The 21266-nt window shown below is 63.8% G+C and carries 19 protein-coding genes and 1 pseudogene; 9 read left to right on the forward strand and 11 right to left on the reverse strand.

From position 1 onward, the window contains the following. Positions 1-45: 45 nt before the first annotated feature. Positions 46-678 carry a class I SAM-dependent DNA methyltransferase gene (locus tag LB519_RS01855; protein WP_224618467.1) on the forward strand — a complete coding sequence of 211 codons (633 nt, stop codon included), beginning with the start codon at positions 46-48 and terminating at the stop codon, positions 676-678. Between the two features lies 1 nt (position 679). On the opposite strand, the gene LB519_RS01860 is transcribed toward LB519_RS01855, so the two are convergent. Both LB519_RS01860 and LB519_RS01865 read right to left on the reverse strand, forming a co-directional pair. Continuing rightward, positions 680-3133: an FAD-dependent oxidoreductase gene (locus tag LB519_RS01860; RefSeq protein WP_224618468.1), complete on the reverse strand. Its 2454-nt coding sequence runs from the start codon at positions 3131-3133 to the stop codon at positions 680-682. Beyond that, on the reverse strand, positions 3130-4017 hold the full coding sequence (locus tag LB519_RS01865; RefSeq protein WP_224618471.1) for a phosphotransferase: 888 nt from the start codon (positions 4015-4017) through the stop codon (positions 3130-3132). The genes LB519_RS01860 and LB519_RS01865 overlap by 4 nt, the downstream gene beginning before the upstream one ends. A gap of 403 nt (positions 4018-4420) precedes the next feature. Between LB519_RS01865 and LB519_RS01870 the strand changes: the two genes are divergently transcribed. Further along, complete coding sequence (locus LB519_RS01870; RefSeq protein WP_013528029.1) at positions 4421-5197, forward strand: DeoR/GlpR family DNA-binding transcription regulator; 777 nt, start codon at positions 4421-4423, stop codon at positions 5195-5197. Here the strand turns inward: LB519_RS01870 and LB519_RS01875 are convergent. Continuing rightward, the gene (locus tag LB519_RS01875; protein ID WP_224618473.1) at positions 5194-6093 is read right to left on the reverse strand and encodes an NAD(P)/FAD-dependent oxidoreductase; all 900 of its coding nucleotides are present in this window, start codon (positions 6091-6093) and stop codon (positions 5194-5196) included. The two genes, LB519_RS01870 and LB519_RS01875, sit on opposite strands and share 4 nt — an antisense overlap. Beyond that, positions 6083-6532, reverse strand: coding sequence for an RrF2 family transcriptional regulator (locus LB519_RS01880; protein WP_013528027.1), 450 nt, complete (start codon positions 6530-6532; stop codon positions 6083-6085). The genes LB519_RS01875 and LB519_RS01880 overlap by 11 nt, the downstream gene beginning before the upstream one ends. A gap of 263 nt (positions 6533-6795) precedes the next feature. Here LB519_RS01880 and LB519_RS01885 point away from each other — a divergent pair, with 263 nt between their 5' ends. From LB519_RS01885 to LB519_RS01915, 7 genes are all read left to right on the forward strand, one after another. Beyond that, positions 6796-7452 carry a DedA family protein gene (locus tag LB519_RS01885; protein WP_224618475.1) on the forward strand — a complete coding sequence of 219 codons (657 nt, stop codon included), beginning with the start codon at positions 6796-6798 and terminating at the stop codon, positions 7450-7452. A 75-nt stretch (positions 7453-7527) separates the two neighbouring features. Continuing rightward, positions 7528-8439 carry a LysR substrate-binding domain-containing protein gene (locus LB519_RS01890; protein ID WP_013528025.1) on the forward strand — a complete coding sequence of 304 codons (912 nt, stop codon included), beginning with the start codon at positions 7528-7530 and terminating at the stop codon, positions 8437-8439. Positions 8440-8658: 219 nt separating this feature from the next. Then, positions 8659-9813, forward strand: a complete 1155-nt coding sequence (locus LB519_RS01895; RefSeq protein WP_013528024.1) for an ABC transporter substrate-binding protein — start codon at positions 8659-8661, stop codon at positions 9811-9813. Positions 9814-10042: 229 nt separating this feature from the next. Then, positions 10043-11053, forward strand: a complete 1011-nt coding sequence (locus LB519_RS01900; RefSeq protein ID WP_224618477.1) for an ABC transporter ATP-binding protein — start codon at positions 10043-10045, stop codon at positions 11051-11053. A 14-nt stretch (positions 11054-11067) separates the two neighbouring features. After that, a complete protein-coding gene (locus LB519_RS01905) occupies positions 11068-12018 on the forward strand; it encodes an ABC transporter permease (RefSeq protein WP_196815398.1) in 951 nt (316 codons plus the stop codon). Continuing rightward, positions 12008-12823: an ABC transporter permease gene (locus tag LB519_RS01910; RefSeq protein WP_024503371.1), complete on the forward strand. Its 816-nt coding sequence runs from the start codon at positions 12008-12010 to the stop codon at positions 12821-12823. Before LB519_RS01905 ends, LB519_RS01910 begins: the two co-directional genes overlap by 11 nt. A 95-nt stretch (positions 12824-12918) precedes the next feature. Then, positions 12919-14346, forward strand: coding sequence for a gamma-aminobutyraldehyde dehydrogenase (locus LB519_RS01915; protein ID WP_013528020.1), 1428 nt, complete (start codon positions 12919-12921; stop codon positions 14344-14346). 174 nt (positions 14347-14520) lie between these two features. Here LB519_RS01915 and LB519_RS01920 read toward each other — a convergent pair whose 3' ends face one another. From LB519_RS01920 to fdhF, 7 genes and pseudogenes are all read right to left on the reverse strand, one after another. Beyond that, the gene (locus tag LB519_RS01920) at positions 14521-14835 is read right to left on the reverse strand and encodes a hypothetical protein (protein WP_013528019.1); all 315 of its coding nucleotides are present in this window, start codon (positions 14833-14835) and stop codon (positions 14521-14523) included. A 54-nt stretch (positions 14836-14889) separates the two neighbouring features. Next, on the reverse strand, positions 14890-15252 hold the full coding sequence (locus tag LB519_RS01925; RefSeq protein ID WP_024503372.1) for a nuclear transport factor 2 family protein: 363 nt from the start codon (positions 15250-15252) through the stop codon (positions 14890-14892). Positions 15253-15333: 81 nt separating this feature from the next. Further along, a complete protein-coding gene (locus LB519_RS01930) occupies positions 15334-15813 on the reverse strand; it encodes a carboxymuconolactone decarboxylase family protein (RefSeq protein ID WP_013528017.1) in 480 nt (159 codons plus the stop codon). A gap of 110 nt (positions 15814-15923) precedes the next feature. After that, positions 15924-17477: an alpha/beta fold hydrolase gene (locus tag LB519_RS01935; protein ID WP_224618496.1), complete on the reverse strand. Its 1554-nt coding sequence runs from the start codon at positions 17475-17477 to the stop codon at positions 15924-15926. A gap of 113 nt (positions 17478-17590) precedes the next feature. Further along, positions 17591-17902, reverse strand: a complete 312-nt coding sequence (locus LB519_RS01940; protein ID WP_013528015.1) for a formate dehydrogenase subunit delta — start codon at positions 17900-17902, stop codon at positions 17591-17593. Next, positions 17892-18722 (reverse strand): formate dehydrogenase accessory sulfurtransferase FdhD, encoded by an 831-nt coding sequence (gene fdhD / locus LB519_RS01945; protein WP_224618498.1) that lies wholly within the window; start codon positions 18720-18722, stop codon positions 17892-17894. Before fdhD ends, LB519_RS01940 begins: the two co-directional genes overlap by 11 nt. 2 nt (positions 18723-18724) lie before the next feature. Beyond that, positions 18725-21214 (reverse strand): annotated as a pseudogene (fdhF, locus tag LB519_RS01950) (formate dehydrogenase subunit alpha); the annotation flags it as partial. Between the last annotated feature and the right edge of the window lie 52 nt (positions 21215-21266).

The raw sequence follows: 21266 nt of genomic DNA on the forward strand, positions 1-21266 counted from the left end.
TGGCTATCATCACTGCGAGATCAAAAATTGGCGGACTGGATCAAAGTGGCGGACAGCAAACATCAGGGCACGCTTGGCGCGGCCTACGCGGCAAAGCGACCCGAAGAGGTCGCCGCACTTTATGATCGTTGGTCGCAGACCTACGACGCCGACATGTCGGCCGCCGGCTATCGCCATCCGACGATCTGCCTTGCGCTGCTGACCCGCCATCTGCCGCGCGGTTCAGCACCGCTGCTCGATGCCGGGGCCGGCACCGGTCTCATCGGCGAATGGCTTGATATTGCTGGTTACCCGCAAGTCGAGGCACTCGATATTTCACAAGGCATGCTGGATCAGGCGGCCCGCAAGGGTGTCTATTCCGCGCTCCATTGCCTGGCGCTGGGCGGTCATCTGCCCTTTGCCGATGATGTCTATGCCGGAGTGATCTCGGCCGGCGTCTTCACATCAGGTCATGTCGGCGTCGAGGGGCTGGACGAACTGATCCGCATCTGCCGGCCGGGCGGCATCATCGTGCTGACGGTCAAGAACTCGCTGTGGGATCAGGGCTTCGCCACGCGCATCGCTGAGCTCGAGGCGCAAGGCCTCGTCACCCGCGTCGAGGAAACGCGCCCTTATGTCTCGATGCCCGGCGAGGCCGACACCGTGCCCAGCCGCGGCCTCGCACTGCGCGTGACCTGACCTACGCTTTGATCTTTACGCCTGCCGGATCGTACATCGGCTCGAGGTGGATCTTGGCCGGCGTCCTCTCCATCGCAACCACCAGTTCGTAGTCGCCCGAGGCGAGAAAATCGTCGCTGACCCCGTCGGCGTTGCGCACGTAGCCGTAGCCGATGGTCTTGCCCAGCGTATAGCCATAACCGCCGCTGGTGAGATAACCGACAGGCTCGCCATTGCGCAGGATGGTTTCGCGGCCGAGCAGCACGATCTCGGGGTCGTCGACCGTGAAGCCGGCAAAGCGTTTCTTCATTGCCGTGCCGCTGGTCTTCTCCAGCGCGCGCCGTCCGATGAAATCCGTGTTCTTGCGCAGCTTGACCGCCCAGCCGAGCCCGGCTTCCTGCGGCGTGTCGTTGGGCGTGATGTCGGAGCCCCAGGCCCGATAGCCCTTTTCCAGCCGCAGCGATTCCAGTGCCCGATAGCCGATCGGGCGGATGTCGTGCTTTTTGCCTGCCGCCATCAGCGCGTCGAAGACTTCGCCGGTGGCCGCGATCGGCACGTGCAGTTCCCAGCCCAGCTCGCCGACATAGGTGACGCGCAGCGCCCGAATTGTGTGGCCGGCGATGGCAATCTCACGCACATGGCCGAACGGGAAGCTCACGTTTGAGACGTCGGCTTCGGTCACGGCCGAAAGCACGTCGCGCGCCCGAGGACCCATCAGCGACAGCGTGCCGAAATCCTCGGTGACATCGACAAGCCTGGCATCGAGCCCTTCGCCGATATGATCGCTGATCCACGAGGAATCATGCGTGCGGAAGCCTGTGCCGGTGACGATGTAGAACTTCTCTTCGGCCAGCCGCGCCACCGTCAGATCGGCCTCGATGCCGCCGCGTGTGTTGAGAAGCTGCGTGTAGGTCAGCCGGCCGACCGGCTTGCTGACGTCGTTGGCGCAGACCCAGTCCAGCGCCTTCAGCGCATCGGGCCCGCTCAGCTCGTATTTGGCGAAGGAGGATTGATCGAAGATGCCGACTTTTTCGCGCACATGCCGGTGTTCGTCACCGACCGCCACAAACCAGTTCTGCCGGCCCATCGAATAGATGTCCTGCGGCTCGACGCCTTCGGGCGCGAACCAGTTAGGCCGCTCCCAGCCGAGCTTCGAGCCGAACACGGCATTTTGCTGTTTCAGCCTGTCGTAGAGCGGCGAGACGATGCGCGGCCTCCCGCTGGCATACTCCTCATGCGGAAAGCCGATCGTATAGTGTTTGCCATAGGCCTCCAGCGTGCGGTCGCAGACCCACTGACGGTCACGGTGCAAATTAGCAAAGCGCCTGATGTCGACCACCCACAGGTCGAGCGGTGCTTCGCCATCGACCACCCACTGCGCCAGCACCCAGCCGGCGCCGCCGCCCGAGGCGATGCCGAAGGCGTTGAAGCCGGCCCCGACAAACATGTTGGCGCATTCGGGCGCTGTGCCGAGAATGAAATTGCCGTCCGGTGTAAAACTCTCCGGCCCGTTGATCATCTGCTTGACGCCGACGGTTTCCAGTGCCGGCACGCGCGCGATCGCTTGGCTCATGTGCTGCTCGAAATGGTCGTAATCATCGTCGAACAGCCTGAATTCCCAATCATTGGGGACGTCGCCGCCGGGGAGACCAGTAGCCCAGGCCTGCGGGTTCGGCTCATAGCCGCCCATCACCAGCCCGCCGACCTCTTCCTTGAAATAGGTGCGCCGGTCCGGATCGCGGATGGTCGGCGCGTCGGTCGCCAGTCCGTCGATCTTCTCGGTGATGATGTACTGGTGCTTCACCGGCTGCAGCGGCACGTTGATGCCGGCCATGGCGCCGACCTGCCGCGCCCACTGGCCGGCGCAGTTGACCACCTTGTCACAAGCAATGTCGCCCTTGTTGGTCGTCACCGCCGTGATGCGGCCGTCCTTCATTTCGAAGCCGATGACGCGGACATCCTCGAACAGTTTGGCGCCATGCATGCGCGCGCCCTTGGCCAGCGACTGCGTGATGTCGGAGGGGCTCGCCTGGCCATCGGTCGGCAGCCAGGAGGCGCCGACAAGATCGCCGGTTTCCATGAGCGGCCACATTGCCTTGACTTCCGCCGGTGATAGCAATTGCATGTCCATGCCGAAGCTTTTCGCCGTCGTCGCCAGCCTTTTGTACTCGGTCCAGCGGTCGGCATTGGTGGCGAGCCTGAGGCAGCCGGTCATCTTCCAGCCGGTGGCAAGGCCGGTCTCGGCCTCGAGGCCCTTGTAGAGGTCGACGGAGTATTTCAGCACGCGGGTGATCGAAGCCGACGAGCGCAACTGGCCGACAAGGCCGGCGGCATGCCAGGTCGAGCCCGAGGTCAGCTTGCCTTGTTCGAGCAGAACGACATCGGCCTTGTGGTCGCGCGCCAGATGATAAGCCGTCGAACAGCCGATGATTCCACCGCCGATGACGACGATGGCGGCCTGGGTCGGCAATGTCATGATTTCTGCATCCCGTACTTCGTTCTGTAGTTTTCCAGCGCCGTGTCGAGCCGGGCGAGGTTTTCCTCGGTGTAGGCGACGTAGTCGATACCGGGCGCGTCGAGATAGAGCTCGGACACCATGCTCCACATCGCCTCGCGCAGCAGCGAGGCGCATTGCATGGCCGCGTGCGAACGGCGGATCGCTTCGTCCGGTTCCTTCATGAAATAGGCGGTCAGGAAGGCGAAGGATTCCTCGTCGCTCATGCCGGCGTTGGAGGCGGCGCCTGCGAGGTCGAACATCGCCGTGTTGAAGCCGGCATATTCGAAGTCGATCAGCCACAGCCTGTTGCCGTCGTCGAGAATGTTGGCCGGCAACAGATCATTGTGGCCAAAGACGATCGGCAGCAGTTTCTGCGCGCGCTCCAGTTCGTCGGCCAGCGTCAGCAGGCGCGGCAGGTCGCTGCGCTTGCGGCTGCCACCTTCTTCAAGCGTGCGCGCATAGTCGCGAATGACATGGAACACCCAGAACATGAAGCCGGCGCCGGAGACGTGACTGGGCATCTCCCGGTGAAAGGCGCGCATCAGGGCTGCGACGCGGCCAAGATTGGCGCGTACGTCCTCGGCGAGATAGGTCTTGGCGCCGAGAAACTCTGTGACCATGATGCCCGGTTCGGCATGGCGGACGGCCGGCGCGAAACCGGCGGCATGCGCCGCCCGCGCCGTCATCACCTCGCGCTCGCGAAAGACATGGTGGAACGGATAGTCCTTGCCGAAGCGCACGACGTGTCGTCCGGCCGCGTCCGTGACCACATAATTCGCGTTGCTCAGACCGCCGGGCAGCGGTGCGATCTCGATGCCACCGGTCCAGCAGGGCAGGGCGCGGATGCGGTCTTCGGCGGTCACGGAATCATCCCTGGTTTGCTGGGCTTCGACAAGGCGCCGTGAACAGCGCAACGACGGCGGGGAGAAACGTAAATAATCTCGTCGGTGCGGGACGCCAGGATCGGTATCCCGCACCGCACCGACGAGCCCCTTGGCCAGGTTTTTGAGCCCGGCATCCGCCCCCGCGGATCTGAAAATTCCTTGTACAGGCACGTTCCAAACGGCCTGACCACTGAGTTGCGTCTCTGCCCCCAGTCGCAGATCTGAAGCCTGTTGATGTCTTTGATTTCACGCCAGGGTTTCCCGCTTGTCAATAAAAAGCTGTGACTTTTTTTGGGTATTTTGCCTGAAAGCATAAGGTAGTTCCTTTAAAAGCAATTGAATTACCTTAGAATCGGTCAAGAGCATCAGTTCGGGAAACCAGATGGCCCAGTCCAAACGACACGGCGAGATCCTGCGGCTCCTGCAGGAAGAGGGCACCGTCACCATCGCCAGTCTGGCCGACCGGCTGGGCGTGTCGCTCGAGACGGTGCGCCGCGACGTCAAGCCGCTGACCGGTGATGGCTCTGTCCTCAAGATGCATGGCGCCATCGGCCTGCCGTCAATGATCGGCGAAGCGCCGTTCGAGCGGCGCATGCGTGAGAACGCCGACGCCAAGCGGGTCATTGCCCGCATGGTCGCCGCCACCATCCGCGACGGGGAATCCATCATGCTCGACACCGGAACGACGACCTCGTTCCTTGCGCGTGAACTGCTCGGCCACCGGCGCCTGACGGTCGTCACCAATTCCTCGGACATCGCCCGCACGCTGGCCACCATCAACGGCAACAAGGTCTATATGGCCGGCGGCGAGCTGCGCAGCGATTCCGGCGCTGCTTTCGGCGCCTCGGCGATCGATTTTGTCAGTCGCTTCTCGGTCAGTCACGCCATCATTTCCACCGGGGGCGTCGACGCGGTGATGGGCGTCATGGATTTTGATCTGGATGAGGCCGAGTTCGCCCGCATGGTGCTGTCGCGCGGCCAGCGGTCCCTCGTCATCACCGATCACTCGAAATTCGGCCGTCTTGGTCTGGTCCAGGTCTGCGGCTTCGACAGCTTTTCCGAACTCGCCACCGACCGCTCGCCGCCGCACGACCTGGCCGCCGCCCTTGCGCAGGCCGGCGCCCGGCTCAGCATCGCCGGCGCGGAAGCCGGCTTCTAGCCGAAGACCAGCGATTGGTGGGCGCAGACGCCCGCAAAGGTGCCACCCGATACTGCAAAGGCGATGTTGTGCATCGAACGTGCCGCGTCGCCGGCGGCGTAGACGCCGGGGACGGTCGTCTGCTGCCTGTCGTCGACTGATATCACCGTGCCGAGGAGGCTTTCGGTGAAGCCGCAGCCGAGCTGTTCGGCCAGCGGGCTGGCCATGATATTGCGCGGAGCGGTGAACATCGCCCTGACGCCGGCCTTTCTGCTGTCGTCGAGGTGGACGATCAATCCGCCGGAGCCGTCTTCCTCTAGCTCGGCAACGCTGGTGGGCTCAAACCGCACCTTTCGGCTCTCCAGCGCGCGCATCTGCTCTGTGTCAGGTTCGAACAGGCCATTGCCGAACAGCGTGACATCGCCCCAATCGGTGATCAGCTGTGCCTGATGCATGGACATCGGACCGGTTGCGAGCACGCCGAGCGGCCCGCCGGAAACTTCGTAGCCGTGGCAATAGGGGCAGTGCAGCACGCTCTTTCCCCAGAGCTCGGCAAGCCCGGCAACCTCCGGCAGGATATCGCGCACCCCAGTGGCCAGTACCAGCCGTGCCGCGCCGAATGTTTCGCCACCCTCGGTGGTGATTTCGAAATCGCTGCTGCCAGCGGCAAGGGCCTTGTCGGCGCGCCCGTCGACAACCCTGGCTGTCGGATAGGCCAGTAGTTGGCGCCTTGCGTCATCCAGGATTGCGCCGGGCGCGCGCCCGTCATGTCCGAGGAAGCCGTGCGAATGCTCGGCAAAGCGGTTGCGCGGCCGGCCGGCGTCGATCACCAGCACCTTGCGTCCTGCCCGCGCCACTTGGATGGCGGCGGACAGGCCGGCAAAGCTGCCGCCGATGACGGCAAGATCATACTGCATGGCTGGAGACTCCAATGAGGTCAAAACGGCGGCGGAAATCGGCGGTCAGGTCAGCCAGCGTGATGCGGCTCAGCTTCTCCGCCAGCAGCCTTTCGGCGGCGATGCGAAAATCGTCGAGCACGGCGATCACCGCCTGCTCGACGAGGCAGCCGGGGCTTTCCGGCTCGGTGCTGAACGGCAGCAGCGTCTCGCCAAGGGCGACGCTGATCTCGGCCAGAGATATTTTCTCAGGCACCCGCCCGAGCAGCCAGCCGCCACCGTGCCCGCGTGACGAGGTGACGATGCCGGCATCGCGCAAGCCTGCGATGGTGCGGCGGACCACGACCGGATTTGTGTGGATGAAGGTGGCAAGCTGCTCGGAGGTCAGCGCTTGTTCGGGCTTCTCGGCCATGTGGACGAGAATGTGCAGGGTCGAGGACAGCCGGCTGTTGCGTTTCATGTAACTTAGTTAGTTACGATTGGTGTCGATGTCAAACACGTCTCGTCCGCGCCGAGGCGCAATGTCCACGCAATCCATTCGCGGCAAACAGAACCAGTCGGTGCGCGATTCGCCTCGTATGCCGGCGCCAAGGCGTCGGACCCGACATATGCAACGGATTTCGGGTCCGACGCTGACTGCAGCAAACGCCACGTCGACCGATCGAAGCGTTGGATCCAGGATGGAGGTTGCCTGATGCTTTGTCTTTTCTCCAGAGATGGACCGTGGCACCGTTTGGTGTTGGCGTCACCGTGTCGCTTCGCATGACGGGGCCGCTGGCGGCCGTCCTCGGCTTCGGTCTGTTCGGCGTCTTCTGCCTCGCCTTCACCGAAAAGATCCTGCCAATCCCGCCCTCGCATGTGCTGCTGCTGTTCCTCGGCATGACGGCGGCGCCGGATGCTTCGACGCTGGCGATCCTGCTGATGGTGACGACGCTTGCGTCCGCCAGCGGCTGCCTTGTCTGGTATGCGGTCGGCCGCCGGGTTGGACCTGACCGCGCCGACAGGCTGGTCGAGCGTTTCGGCAAGTACGTGTTCCTGCGCCACGCGACCTACCGCAGGCTCGGCCAGGCCTATCGGCGCAATCACGTCCGTGTGTCCTTGCTGGCGCAGTTCATCCCGACTGTGCGCAATTACCTGCCGATCGCCGCCGGCGCACTCTGCCTGCCCGCTTTGCCCTTCGCGGCCGCGACGCTGCCCGGCGCCACGTTCTGGAACGCGGGCTTTCTCACCACCGGCTATCTGCTGCGCGGCAGCGGCCGGGACTCCTTCACGGTGGGCCTGCGCATCATTGTCATCGTCGTGGCTCTGGAGACGGCATTCATGCTTGCGCTGCGCTATGGCCCCGCATGCCGGCGGCGCATCAAGTTGGCGCTCGATTGAGCGCCAGCTCTCAGGTCATGGGATAAGCTCTGCAGTCGGCTTTCCTTCGTTCGGCCGCCGGTGTTTAGTCCGGGCATGGCTTTCACCATCCGCCAGCTGCAGTTCTTCATCGCCGTTGCCGAGCAAGGCACGGTCTCGGGCGCCGCCCAGAACCTCTCCATCTCGCAATCGTCGGTCACCGAAGCGATCAAGGAACTCGAAAGCGATCTCGGCGTCGAACTGTTCGAACGCCACCCGCGCGGCCTCAACATCACCCACAAGGGTCACCAGTTCCTGCGCCATGCGACGAAAATCCTCGCCGATGTTTCCGACGCGCGTCGCTCTTTCTCCGGCGAGCAGGCGGTGGCGGCCGGCCGGCTGCAGCTCGGCGTCACCTCGCTGGTCGCCGGCTATGTGCTGTCGGATCTGCTCGCCCGTTACCGCCGTGCCTATCCGGGCGTCGAGGTCTCTGCCATCGAGGACAATGGCGATTATCTCGAACACCTCCTGATCGGCGGCAAGCTCGACATTGCCGTCATGGTCACCTCCAATTTGCGCGACCGCACCGCGCTGCAGTCGGAAATCCTCGAAGTCTCGGCCTATCGGCTGTGGCTGCCGCTCGGTCATCCGCTCGTCGGCGCCGACATCATCAGCATTGGCGACATTGCCTCCGAAACGCTGATCATGCTGACCGTTGACGAGATCGAGGAGAATACCGGCAAGCTGCTGACGGCGATCGGCGCCAAGCCGCATGTCGCCTTCCGCACCCGTTCCGTGGAGGCCGTGCGCAGTCTGGTCGCCACCGGTGCCGGCGTGGCGCTGCTGCCCGATCTCGTCTACCGGCCCTGGTCGCTGGAAGGCGACCGCATCGAATCGCGCGATATTTCCGGCTCCTTGCCGGTGGTCCAGGTCGGCATGGTCTGGCGGCGCGGCTCCGGTCTGCCGCAGGCCGCGCGCGATTTCATCGGTCTTGCCCAGTCGCAACGGACGGTCCGCCAGCGTCCCTGAGAGGCCGGCTGCACATCTATCGGAAAAACCGATATCGCCCTTCTGATAAATGAATTTGCGAAACCGGAATTTTCAAAGCACTTTCGGTTCAGGGACCAAAGCCGCCATCAGAGCGGCATCAAGCCCAACGGACGAACTGACAGTTTTCAGTCCGCGCGTGACCCCTAACGAAGACCGAAACCGGCTTTCAGGGTCAGGCGCCTAAATGGGAGATCGACAATGAATTCATTCCTGAAGTCATGCACTGCTCTGACGGTCGCGCTGACCTTTTCCGGTCAGGCCGTCGCCCAGGTCAAGGAACTTGGCAAGGGCGAAGGCCAGGTCAACATCGTTGCCTGGCCGGGCTACATCGAGCGCGGCGAAACCGACAAAGGCTATGACTGGGTGACTTCCTTCGAGAAGGAGACCGGCTGCAAGGTCAACGTCAAGACCGCCAACACCTCCGACGAGATGGTCTCGCTGATGAATGAGGGCGGCTTCGACCTCGTCACCGCTTCGGGCGATGCCTCGTTGCGCCTCGTTGCCGGCAAGCGCGTGCAGCCGATCAACACCGATCTCATCCCGAGCTGGAAGACGGTCGACGAGCGCCTCAAGGACGCGCCGTGGTTCACCGTCGGCGGCGCCCACTACGGCGTTCCCTACCAGTGGGGTCCCAACGTCCTGATGTACAACACCGACGTGTTCAAGGAGGCTCCCAAGAGCTGGAACATCGTCTTTGAGGAAATGAAGCTGCCGGACGGCAAGTCCAACAAGGGCCGCGTCCAGGCCTATGACGGGCCGATCCACATTGCGGATGCGGCCAACTATCTGATGTTCCACAAACCGGAACTCGGCATCAAGGATCCTTATGAACTGAACGAGGACCAGTACAAGGCGGCGCTCGAATTGCTGCGCGTCCAACGCACACTGGTTGGCCGCTATTGGCACGACGCCGCCATCCAGGTCGACGATTTCCAAAACGAAGGCGTCGTCGCTTCCGGCTCGTGGCCGTATCAGGTCAACACGCTGGTCGCGGCCAAGAAGCCGGTCGCTTCCACCATCCCGGAGGAGGGCGCCACCGGTTGGGCCGACACCACTATGATGGAGGCCGACGCCGCCAACCCCAACTGTGCCTATATGTGGATGGAACATTCGCTGTCGCCGAAGGTGCAGGGCGATGTCTCAGCCTGGTTCGGCTCACTGCCCGTCGTGCCCGCCGCCTGCAAGGGCAATGAGCTTTTGACCGACGAGGGTTGCAAGACCAACGGCTACGAGAACTTCGACAAGATCAAGTTCTGGAAGACGCCGGTGTCGAAATGCGCCACCCAGAACGATCAGTGCGTGCCCTACTATCGCTGGGTGTCGGACTATATCGGCGTCATCGGCGGACGATGAGCATCCTTGCCCTCCCCCTTGTGGGGAGGGTCGACGCATAGCGTCGGGGCGGGGTCTGCTCGGCAGTTCGTGGCAGTGCCTGGCCCTTCGCAAGGCTCAGGCGTTCGAAGCTCGAAAAGCCAAGCAATTGGCTTTTCGTCCGCTATGCGGATCACTTCTCACCCCCACAAGGGGGATATAGGACGTCGCGCGACATCAACACATCAAACCGGCAACGGACTGACAGCCCATGACCTCCGCCGTCTCCTTCCAGAAGGCCTCGCGCCATTTCGGCAGCGTGCGCGCCGTCGATGCGGTCGATCTCGACATCGCGCCTGGGGAATTCTTCGCCATGCTCGGGCCGTCCGGTTCCGGCAAGACCACTTGCCTGCGCCTCATCGCCGGCTTCGAGCAGCCGACATCGGGCTCGATCTCGATCTTCGGCGACCGCGCCGAGGGCGTTCCGCCCTATCGCCGCAACGTCAACACCGTGTTTCAGGATTATGCGCTGTTCCCGCATCTGAACGTGCTCGACAACGTTGCCTACGGGCTGATGGTCAAGGGCGTCGGCAAGGCTGAGCGGCACAAGGCGGCGGAAGAGGCGCTGTCACTGGTGCGGCTGCCCGGCTATGGCGCCCGCCGGCCCGGCCAGCTTTCCGGTGGCCAGCGCCAGCGCGTGGCACTCGCCCGCGCGCTGGTCAACCAGCCAAAGGTGCTGCTGCTCGACGAGCCGCTCGGCGCGCTCGACCTCAAATTGCGCGAGAACATGCAGGAGGAGTTGAAGTCGCTGCAGAAGGCGCTCGGCATCACCTTCGTCTTCGTCACTCACGACCAGGGCGAAGCGCTGTCGATGGCCGACCGCGTCGCCGTCTTCAACGATGGCAAGATCATGCAGATCGGCACTCCGGAAGATATCTACCAGCGGCCGAGGACCCGCTTCGTCGCCGATTTCGTCGGCTCCTCCAACGTGCTGCCGCCGGATTTCGTGCAGCGCTATTCCGGCCAGCATCGCTGGGGGAGTCTCCGCCCCGAATCCATTCGCGTCGGCCGCGCGGCCAAGGGGGTCACAAGTGGTGAAGGCGTGTCGGCCCGCCTCGTCTCGACCAATTATCTCGGCGCCACGACAAAGCTGGCGCTCGACGCCGACGGGATGCGGCTGCACGCCATCGTGCCGGCCGGCATCGCCTTGCCGGCAGAAGGCGAGGCGGTTGTGCTGACCTTCAACCGCGAGCACCTGCATCTGATGGACGAGCCGGCATGAGCCTCGACGCCGCCATGGTGCGTGCAACCGCTCCCGCCATCCTGCCGGGTAGCGGCGGTCTGCGCGGCGCTCTGTCGGACCTTTTCTGGCGCAAGCCGAAGGTCCTGTTGCTGCTCATGCTGCTGCCTCCGGTTTTGTGGCTGGGCATCGTCTATATCGGCTCGCTGTTTGCGCTGCTGGCGCAGAGCTTTTTCTCCATCGACGAGTTTTCCGGCCTCATCAACCGCGAGTTCACGCTCAAGACCTATGGCGATCTGTTCCAGGCTGCCAATCTCGACATCATCCTGCGCACGGTGACGATGGCGGCTCTGGTCACGCTGGCCTCGGCCGTCATCGCCTTCCCCATCGCCTACTACGCGGCGCGCTATGCGCGCGGCCGCTGGAAGGCCTTGTTCTATCTCGGCATCATGCTGCCGCTGTGGTCCAGCTATCTGGTCAAGATCTACGCCTGGAAGCTGATCCTGGCCAAGGAAGGCATCCTCACCTGGCTGCTCGCCAAGCTGCATTTGTTGTGGGTTCTCGACGCTTGGCTGTCGCTGCCGATCGTCGGCGGCAATTCCCTGTCGGTATCGTTCACCGGCACCTTCATCGTCTTCGTCTATGTCTGGCTGCCGTTCATGATCCTCCCCGTTCAGGCGGCGCTCGAGCGCGTGCCCGGCAATCTGGTCGAGGCCTCGTCCGACCTCGGCGCTTCACCGGGACAGACCTTCCGCAACGTGCTGTTTCCGCTGGCGCTGCCGGGCATCGTCGCCGGTTCGATCTTCACCTTCTCGCTGACGCTCGGCGATTACATCATCCCGCAGATCATCGGCACCTCGCGTCTGTTCATCGGCCAGGCGGTCTATTCGCAGCAAGGCACCGCCGGCAACATCCCGCTCGCCGCCGCCTTCACCGTGGTGCCGATCGTCATCATGGGCTTCTATCTCTGGGGCGCCAAGCGCATGGGGGCCTTCGATGCGCTCTGATGGTTCCCAGTCGGCTCCGCTCGGCCTGAAGATTGCCGCCGCCTGCGGGCTGCTGTTCCTGCACCTGCCGATCCTGCTGATCTTCGTCTATGCCTTCACCACCGAAGAGAAGAGTTTCGTCTGGCCGCCGCCAGGGCTGACGACGCAGTGGTTCGCCGTGACCTGGAACCGGCCAGATGTCTGGCAGGCGCTGTCGCTGTCGGTCAGGGTGGCCGCGATTTCGACGGCGATCGCGCTCATCCTCGGCACGCTCTGTTCGGCGGCGGTGTCGCGGACAAGATTCTTCGGCCGCGAAACCATCTCGCTGCTGGTCATCCTGCCGATCGCGCTGCCCGGCATCATCACCGGCATTGCGCTGCGCTCGGCCTTTTCGCTGGCCGACATCCCGTTCTCGTTCTGGACGATCGTGCTTGGCCACGCCACCTTCTGCGTGGTCGTCGTCTACAACAACGCCGTCGCCCGTTTCCGCCGCACTTCCGGTTCGATGATCGAGGCCTCGATGGATCTCGGCGCCGACGGTTTTCAGACCTTCCGCCATGTCGTGCTGCCCAACATCGCCACGGCGCTGCTTGCCGGCGGCATGCTGGCCTTCGCGCTGTCCTTCGACGAGGTCATCGTCACCACCTTCACCGCCGGCCAGCAGCAGACGCTGCCGATCTGGATGCTGGAAGAACTGATCCGTCCGCGCCAGCGCCCGGTCACCAATGTCGTTGCCATGGTCGTCATGCTGGTGACGTTGCTGCCGATCCTTGCCGCTTATTACCTCACCCGTGACGGCGACCAGATCGCTGGAAGCGGGAAATGAAAAACAGCGAATAGGGAGTAGCGAATAGGGATCGACGGTCAAACCCTACTCGCTTTCAGCTACTCGCTACTCGCTTCTGTAAAGGGAGAAACCTTATGGACACCCAGATGCTGATCGGCTCGAAATTCGAGAAGGGCACCGAGACCGAGGAGCCGATCCTCAATCCAAAGACCGGGGCGACCATCCTCAACCTGCCCGAGGCCAGCCAGGCGCAGATCGAGGCGGCGGTCACTGCTGCCGAACAGGCGTTCGTCTTGTGGTCGCGCACCACGCCGGCGCAGCGCTCCGGCTATTTGCTGAAGATCGCCGACCGCATCGAAGCCGACGCGAAGGAGTTCGCCACGCTCGAGGCGCTCAACTGCGGCAAGCCGATCAACGCCGTGCTCAATGACGAAATCCCGGCGATCGTCGATTGCTACCGCTTCTTCGCCGGCGCCGTCCGTTCGATGCCGGGCGTCGTCGCTGGCGAATACATTCCCGGCCACACCTCGATGGTCCGTCGCGATGCCATTGGCATCGTCGCTTCCATCGCGCCGTGGAACTATCCGCTGATGATGATGGCCTGGAAGCTGGCGCCGGCGATCGCCGGCGGCAACACCGTCGTCTTCAAACCGTCCGAGCAGACACCGCTGACGGCGCTGAAGCTGGCAAAAATCCTTGCGGACATCCTGCCCGAAGGCGTCGTCAATGTCGTGCTCGGCCGCGGCGACAGCGTCGGCAACACGCTGATCAATCATCCCAAGGTCAACATGATCTCGATCACCGGCGATGTCGCCACCGGCAAGAAGGTGCTGCAGGCGGCCGCCAAGTCGGTCAAGCGCACGCATCTCGAGCTCGGCGGCAAGGCGCCGGTCATCGTCTTCGACGACGCCGACCTCGGCGCCGTGGTCAACGGCCTGCGTGCCTTCGGCTATTACAATGCCGGCCAGGACTGCACCGCCGCCTGCCGCATCTACGCCGGCAAGAAGATCTACGACAAGCTCGTCGCCGATCTCTCCTCGGCCGTCTCGACCATCAAGTACGACCGCCCCGACGATACCGAAAACGAAATCGGCCCGCTGATCTCGCGCCGCCAGCGCGACCGCGTCTCGAGCTTCGTCGAGCGCGCCTCGGAACTGAAACACATCGAGATCACCACCGGCGGCAAGCCGGGCGAGGGCTCCGGCTTCTATTACCAGCCGACCGTCGTCGCCGGCGCGCTGCAGGAAGATGAGATCGTGCGCCGCGAAGTGTTCGGCCCGGTCGTCTCGGTTACTCGTTTTTCGGAAGTCGACGAGGCGGTGAACTGGGCCAATGACAGCGACTACGGCCTGGCGTCATCCGTATGGACCAAGGATGTCTCGCGCGCCATGGCGACGGCCGCCCGCCTGCAATATGGCTGCACCTGGATCAACACCCACTTCATGCTGACCAACGAGATGCCGCATGGCGGGTTGAAGCAGTCCGGCTACGGCAAGGACATGTCGCTCTACGCACTGGAGGATTACACCGCCGTGCGGCATGTGATGGTTGCGCATGGCTAGTTTTGCCTTGTCCCCTTGTGGGAGAAGGTGGATCGGCGCGTAGCGCCGAGACGGATGAGGGGTGTTCCAGCTTGACGCCAGCTTACCCCTCACCCGGGTTGCCAACCGATTTGTGAAGGACAAATCGGGGCAATCCGACCTCTCCCACAAGAGGAGAGGTAAGACCGCAGACCACTACTCCACGATGCGATAGATATTCCACAGGCTGGTGCCAGACACGACATAGGGCTCGATCTCCTTGCCCCATTTCGCGTGCGCGTCGATCTTGCCGATCTTGGCGAAGAACGCCTCCAACTGGGCCAGGCTTTCGACCTGGTGATGGGACTCGACCGTCGCCTCCCGCGCGCCGATCGAACCGGTCATGATCTGGAATTCCAGCTCGTCGAGGCCGACCTGTGACCCGATCTCGCGTTCCCATTTCTTCAACAGGTCGAGCACGGTCTGCTTGTGTCCGAACTTGGCGTCGATCTGCCATCTGGCGCTGAACATCGTCTTCTCCTCCAGGTTTGCGGCTCAGGCCGCGGTTGATCCACGGTTGTTGATCTACTCGTCCCAGGCCTGCACGACGGTCTGTCTTGCGATCCGACCGTTCTTCAGCTCCAGCATCGCTGCGCAGAACACCTTGGTGCCGTCCGGGTAGGCGCAGGCCTGGGTGAAGGCGAGGCTGTCGCCGTCGGCGATGGTGGTGTCGACCTTGTGGGTCATCGCCCGGCTGCAGATGTCGTCCCAGAATGTGGTGATCGCCGCGCGCCCGCGGATTTCACGCGGCTTGCTCGGCGGGTTGTTGCGGTCGATCACCCGCACCAGCGCGTCTTCGGCATAGAAGCTCGACAGCATCTTGCCGTCACGGGTTTCGATCGCCTTCTTGATCGCGGCGCCGTCCACTGTTTGGGTCTTGGTCAGCATTTCATCCTCCATTGGCCCGTCTTCCGACCGGGCGGTTGATGGTCGATGTGCCGTCCGGCGCTCATCGCCGGGCAGTGGTTCTTACTGCGACTTCGCCTTGACGGCCGCGAATACGTCGTCGGTCTGCTTCTTGAAGGTCGTCAGATCGACCTGGCTGCCGTTGAGCATCGTCGACCAATGGCGCACGATGGCGGACATCGCCACCGCCTCCTTGATCTCCTCGTCGCTGGCGCCGTTGAGCTTGGCCGCCTCGGTGTGGAAATAGATGCAGTACTGGCATGGGATCTGCGCCGCGACGGCGAGGCCCAAAAGTTCCTTGGTCTTGCCGTCAAGCGCCGTCTTCGGGTTGAGCTGCACGCCCTTAATCTCGGCCCAGGCGCCGGCGACGGCCACATCCGGCAGGGTCTTGAACATGTCCGGCACCGAGCCGAGCGTTGCCTCGATGTCCTTGTAGGCGGCCGCCGCGGACGCGTCCTCGGCCTTTGCGGGAGAGATGGCGAACAACGCGCCAACGCTTGCAGCAATCACAAGCAATTTGAGTGTCCGGTTCGACTTCAGCATTTCCTCCTCCGTTCGCAGCGCCTTTCCCAGCGACATCCGCCTAGCCTGCGTGGAGAGAATTGATAGCGCTTACCCGCCCATGGCCGCTTCGCCCGAAAGCGCCATGGCTCTCATGGCCCGTGCGGGCCAGGGTGCCTGGCCGAAAACGCTGCCGCCGCCGCCCGCGACGGCAGATCCAGCTTGAGCAGTATGTTGGCGACATGGCGCTTGACCGTGTGTTCGCTCAGCCGCAATTCGGCGGCGATCGCGGCATTGCTCTTGCCGTCGGCGACGAGGCTCACCACCTCGCTTTCGCGCGCCGTCAATGCGGCCGGCTCGGCGGTCTTGGGTTTGGGCCGGCAGGCGGGTTCCAGATGCTGTTCGGACGTCGCATGGACCAGCGCCAGCGGCTGCTCCAGCTCGTCGACACTGATGCGCCCGGCGTCGGTGAAATGCAGGCCCGATCCAGCCGCCAGATCGGCGATCAGACGCGACGCGATAATGTCGCCGCGGCCGGCATGGGCGGCCAGTTGCATTGCCACCCGCGCCGTCGTCCCAACGGGCGGACCGCGCACTTCGATCTCGCCGACATGCGCCCCTTGCGCGCTTGCCACGCCGATTTCCTGCGCCGCCTCGCGCAGCGCTGCCGCGCAGCGTATGGCGCGCGCCGGGCCGTCGAAGCGCGAAATCATCAACTCGCCATGCAGGCCCACAGAGCGCCCGCCATGGCGCCCGACCAGCAGCCGCCAGGTTTCCTGGAAGCGTTGGCTGCGTTCGCTCCACATCCGGTCGCCGAGCCGTGCCGTGTCGTAGATGCGTGTCACCAGCAGTGCGGCCAGCACGCGGTCTACTTCGCCCACGGCGCGTTCGCCGGTCAGGAATTCCTCGATCAGGTCGGCCACCCCATCGACATCGCCGGTCCAGATCGGATGGTCGCGTCCGGGAATCTCGACCAGCCGGGCGCCGGGGATCTTCTGTGCAAGGAAGCGGCTGGCATCGGGGTCGACCCGCGCATCGTTGCGGCGATGGATTACAAGCGTCGGCGCGCTGATCACGCTCAGGATATGGCGGATGTCGACGTCGGCGTTCATGCGCGCCAGCGCCGCCGCCGCCGTCGGGCTCGCCGACAATCGTTCGAAACGTGCCCACCACTGGGCGAAATGCGCGTCGTCGACCCGGCTCGGCGCGAAATGGGGCAGCGTGGCGCCAGTGCCCCAGGCTGTCTCCGCCATCTCGATGAAAGCGTCGAGGCGTTCGGGCGACATCACCCATTTCTGGAAATGCGCATAACCGCCATAGAGCGCCAGCGCCCGTGTCCGCTCCGGATAGGTGGCGGCGAACAGCATCGCCATCGGCGCGCCTTCGGAGGAGCCGAGCAGCGCCGCACGGCCGCTGCCGGCGGCGTCCATTACCGCGCGCACATCGTCCATCCGCGTCTCGAGACTGGGCAGGTTATGCGCGTCGACACGGTCGGACAGGCCGGTGCCGCGCTTGTCGAACAGGATCAGCCGAGAGAACGCCGAAAGCCGCTTCAAGAGCCTGGTGTAGCCCTCGTCTTCCCAGTGCAGGTCGAGGTTGGAAATGAAGCCCGGCACGAAGACGAGATCGAATGATCCCTGCCCGACCACCTGATAGGCGATCCGCACATCGCCGCTACAGGCGTATCGCGTCTCGATCGGCCTCACGAGATTTCCACCCCGGCCTGACGATTTCTGGTCGTCAAACCATAGCAGAACAGCGCAGATTGCGGCAGCTTAAACTTTAGCGATTGTGAATGTAAGCTGGCGCGGCTTGGCGGCTATTCCTGCGAGGCGGCGACGTCGGCAGGGGAGGGCTTGAGCCCGAGTTTGAGGTCGGCCGCAGCCGGCGTGATCGGTCGCTTGATCCTGGCGGAGGCGGCCACCACCAACTCGTTGAAGTTCCCGGTGCCGTCGTCCAGCATTTCGAAGAACTGCCGCCGCATCCTCGGCTCCCAGAACTTGTTGATGTGCTCGGCGACGCCGGCAATGCCTTCCTCGCGCGGCTTGGAATGGAAGAAGTCGGCGATCTGGTTTGCCATGCGCACCAGCTTCTCGGCAGTGCTCATAATGTGTTCTTCGTCATGCGACATGCTTGGCAACTCCGCAAACCACCCGGTCGGGGTGGGTGAAAATATCAAAATCGTCGCCGCGAACCAGCGCCACCAGCGTCATGCCGGACTCTTGCGCCGTGCGGATGGCAAGGGCGGTCGGCGCCGAGACGGCGATGATGAAGGCCGAACCGATAGAAGCCGTCTTCTGCACCATTTCGACCGAAACCCTGGATGTCACCACGACAGCACCGGATGCGCCCTCGATGCCGGCTTTGGCCAGCGCACCGGCCAGCTTGTCGAGCGCGTTGTGACGGCCGACATCTTCGCGTGCCATGACGATGCCCTTACCAGGCACATAGAAGCCCGCGGCGTGCACGGCTCCGGTCTCGGTGTGCAGCGGCTGCACTTTCGACAAAAGCTTGACCGAACGGACAATATCGTTGGCATCAAGCGTAAGCTTTGACACACCAACCGCGTCGACCGAACGCATCGCTTCCTCGATCGATTCGATGCCGCAGAGCCCGCAGCCGACCGGACCCGCGAGCCTTCGCCGCCGCGCTTCGAAGCGCGTGTTGGCTCGGTCCTTCAGCCGGATCTGGATGTCGATGCCGGCGCCATGGTCCTCGACCTCGATGGCTTCGATCTCCTCCGGCGCAGCTACAATGCCCTCGGTCAGCGAGAAGCCAAGCGCGAAATCCTCGAAATAGGCCGGGCTTGCCATCATCACCGCATGCGTGGTGCCGGCAAAGGAGAACGCCACCGGCGTCTCTTCCGGCACCATGCGGTTCGCCGTAGCAGTGCCGCTGGCGCGGTGCGCCAGCCGCGATACCTGCGTCGTGGCTTTGCGCCGCGCGCTCAAGGCTACTCCGCCGCCTGCAAAGACGCGATGCGCCGGCTCTGCTTGGCTTGCTCGTCATAGTCGCGCTGCCATTCCGACGGCCCGTTGGAGGCGCCGACCTGCACCGCCGTCACCTTGTATTCCGGGCAGTTGGTCGCCCAGTCGGAGAAGTCGGTGGTGATCACGTTGGCCTGCGTGTCCGGATGGTGGAACGTCGTGTAGACCACGCCGGGCGACACCCGGTCGGTGATCAGCGCGCGCAGCGTCGTCTCGCCCGAGCGGCTGGTCAGCCGGACCCAGTCGCCGTCGCGCAAGCCGCGGTTCTCGGCATCGTGCGGATGAATCTCCAGCCGGTCCTCCGAGTGCCACATGCTGTTGTCGGTGCGCCTGGTCTGCGCGCCGACATTGTACTGCGACAGGATGCGGCCGGTGGTGAGCAGCAGCGGGAAGCGCGGCCCCGTCCTTTCGTCCGTCGCCACATATTCGGTACGGATGAACTTGCCCTTGCCGCGCACGAACCCGTCGATATGCATGATCGGGGTGCCGAGCGGCGCCTTCTCGTTGCAGGGCCATTGCACGGACCCGACACGGTCGAGCAGCTCGAAGGAGACGCCGGCGAAGCTCGGCGTGGTCATCGCGATCTCGTCCATGATTTCGGAGGGATGCTGATAGTTCCAGTCCAGCCCGATGGCGCGGGCAAGCTCCTGCGTCGCCTCCCAATCGGCGTAGCGCGCCTTCGGCTCAAGAACCTTGCGCACCATGTTGATGCGGCGCTCTGCGTTGGTGAAGGTGCCGTCCTTCTCCAGGAAGGTCGAGCCCGGCAGGAAGACATGCGCGTAGTTCGCCGTCTCGTTGAGGAAGAGGTCGTGCACGACGACGCATTCCATCGCGGCAAGGCCGGCTGCGACATGCTTGGTGTCGGGATCGGACTGCAGAATGTCTTCGCCCTGGATGTAGATGCCCTTGAAGCTGCCGTCGACGGCGGCGTCCAGCATGTTGGGGATGCGCAGGCCGGGTTCGTCGTCCAGCTTCACGCCCCACAAGGTCTCGTAGATATCGCGCACGGCTTCGCCGGAGATGTGGCGATAACCGGGCAGCTCATGCGGGAACGAGCCCATGTCGCAGGAGCCCTGCACGTTGTTCTGGCCGCGCAGCGGGTTCACGCCGACGCCGGGCCGGCCGATATTGCCGGTGGCCATGGCGAGATTGGCGATTGCCATCACAGTGGTCGAACCTTGGCTGTGTTCCGTCACGCCCAGGCCGTAATAGATCGCGCCGTTGCCGCCGGTGGCGTAGAGACGCGCAGCACCGCGGATCAGCTCGGGATCGACGCCGGACAATTTGCCGACGGTTTCGGGGCTGTTTTCCGGCAAGGCGACGAACGATGCCCAATCCTGGAACTCCGTCCAGTCGCAACGTTCGCGGATGAAGGCTTCGTCGAACAAGCCCTCGGTGACGATCACATGCGCCAGCGCCGTCAGCACGGCCACATTGGTGCCGGGCTTCAGCGGCAGGTGGTAATCCGCTTCGATATGGGCCGACTTGACCATCTCGGTGCGGCGCGGATCGAGCACGATCAGCTTGGCCCCCTGGCGCAGCCGCTTCTTGAGCCGCGAGGCGAACACCGGGTGAGCGGAAGCCGGATTGGCGCCGATGATGACGGCGACGTCGGTGAAGTCGACGGAATCGAAATCCTGCGTGCCGGCAGACGTGCCATATGTCTGGCCGAGCCCGTAGCCCGTCGGCGAATGGCAGACGCGTGCGCAGGTGTCGACATTGTTGTTGCGGAAACCCTGCCGCACCATCTTCTGGACGAGGTAGGTTTCCTCATTGGTGCAGCGCGACGAGGTGATGCCGCCGATCGCGGTGCGTCCGTACTGGTATTGGATGCGGCGGAATTCCTTGGCGGTATGGGCGATCGCCTCTTCCCAGCTTACTTCGCGCCACGGATCGGTGACCTTTTCGCGGATCATCGGCGACAGGATGCGGTCCTTGTGGGTGGCGTAGCCATAAGCGAAACGGCCCTTCACGCAGGAATGGCCGTGGTTCGCCTTGCCCTCCTTGTAGGGCATCATGCGAACGACTTCGTCACCCTTCACCTCGGCCTTGAACGAGCAGCCGACGCCGCAATAGGCGCAGGTGGTGACGGCCGAGCGCTCCGGCAGCCCCTTGGCAAGCACCGTCTTCTCACGCAGCGCATCGGTCGGGCAGGCCTGGACGCAGGCGCCGCAGGACACGCATTCCGAATCGATGAACGCCTCGTGCATTCCCGCCGAAACCCGGGATTCGAAGCCGCGTCCCTCGATGGTCAGCGCAAACGTGCCCTGCACTTCTTCGCACGCCCGCACGCAGCGCGAGCAGACGATGCATTGCGAGGCATCATAGGTGAAATAGGGGTTGGATTCGTCGCGGGCGATGTAATCGACTGCCAGCGAGCCATGGCCGGGCGCCACGCCACCTTCCGGCTTGACGTGGTTGCGGCCCTCGATGCCGTAGCGGTTCTCGGTCAGGCCGATCGACTTCGCCACCGCGTCGAACTCGCTGGCGCCGGTTCCGGCCTGTTCG

The sequence above is a fragment of the Mesorhizobium sp. AD1-1 genome (genome assembly GCF_020164655.1).
Taxonomy (GTDB): domain Bacteria; phylum Pseudomonadota; class Alphaproteobacteria; order Rhizobiales; family Rhizobiaceae; genus Mesorhizobium; species Mesorhizobium ciceri.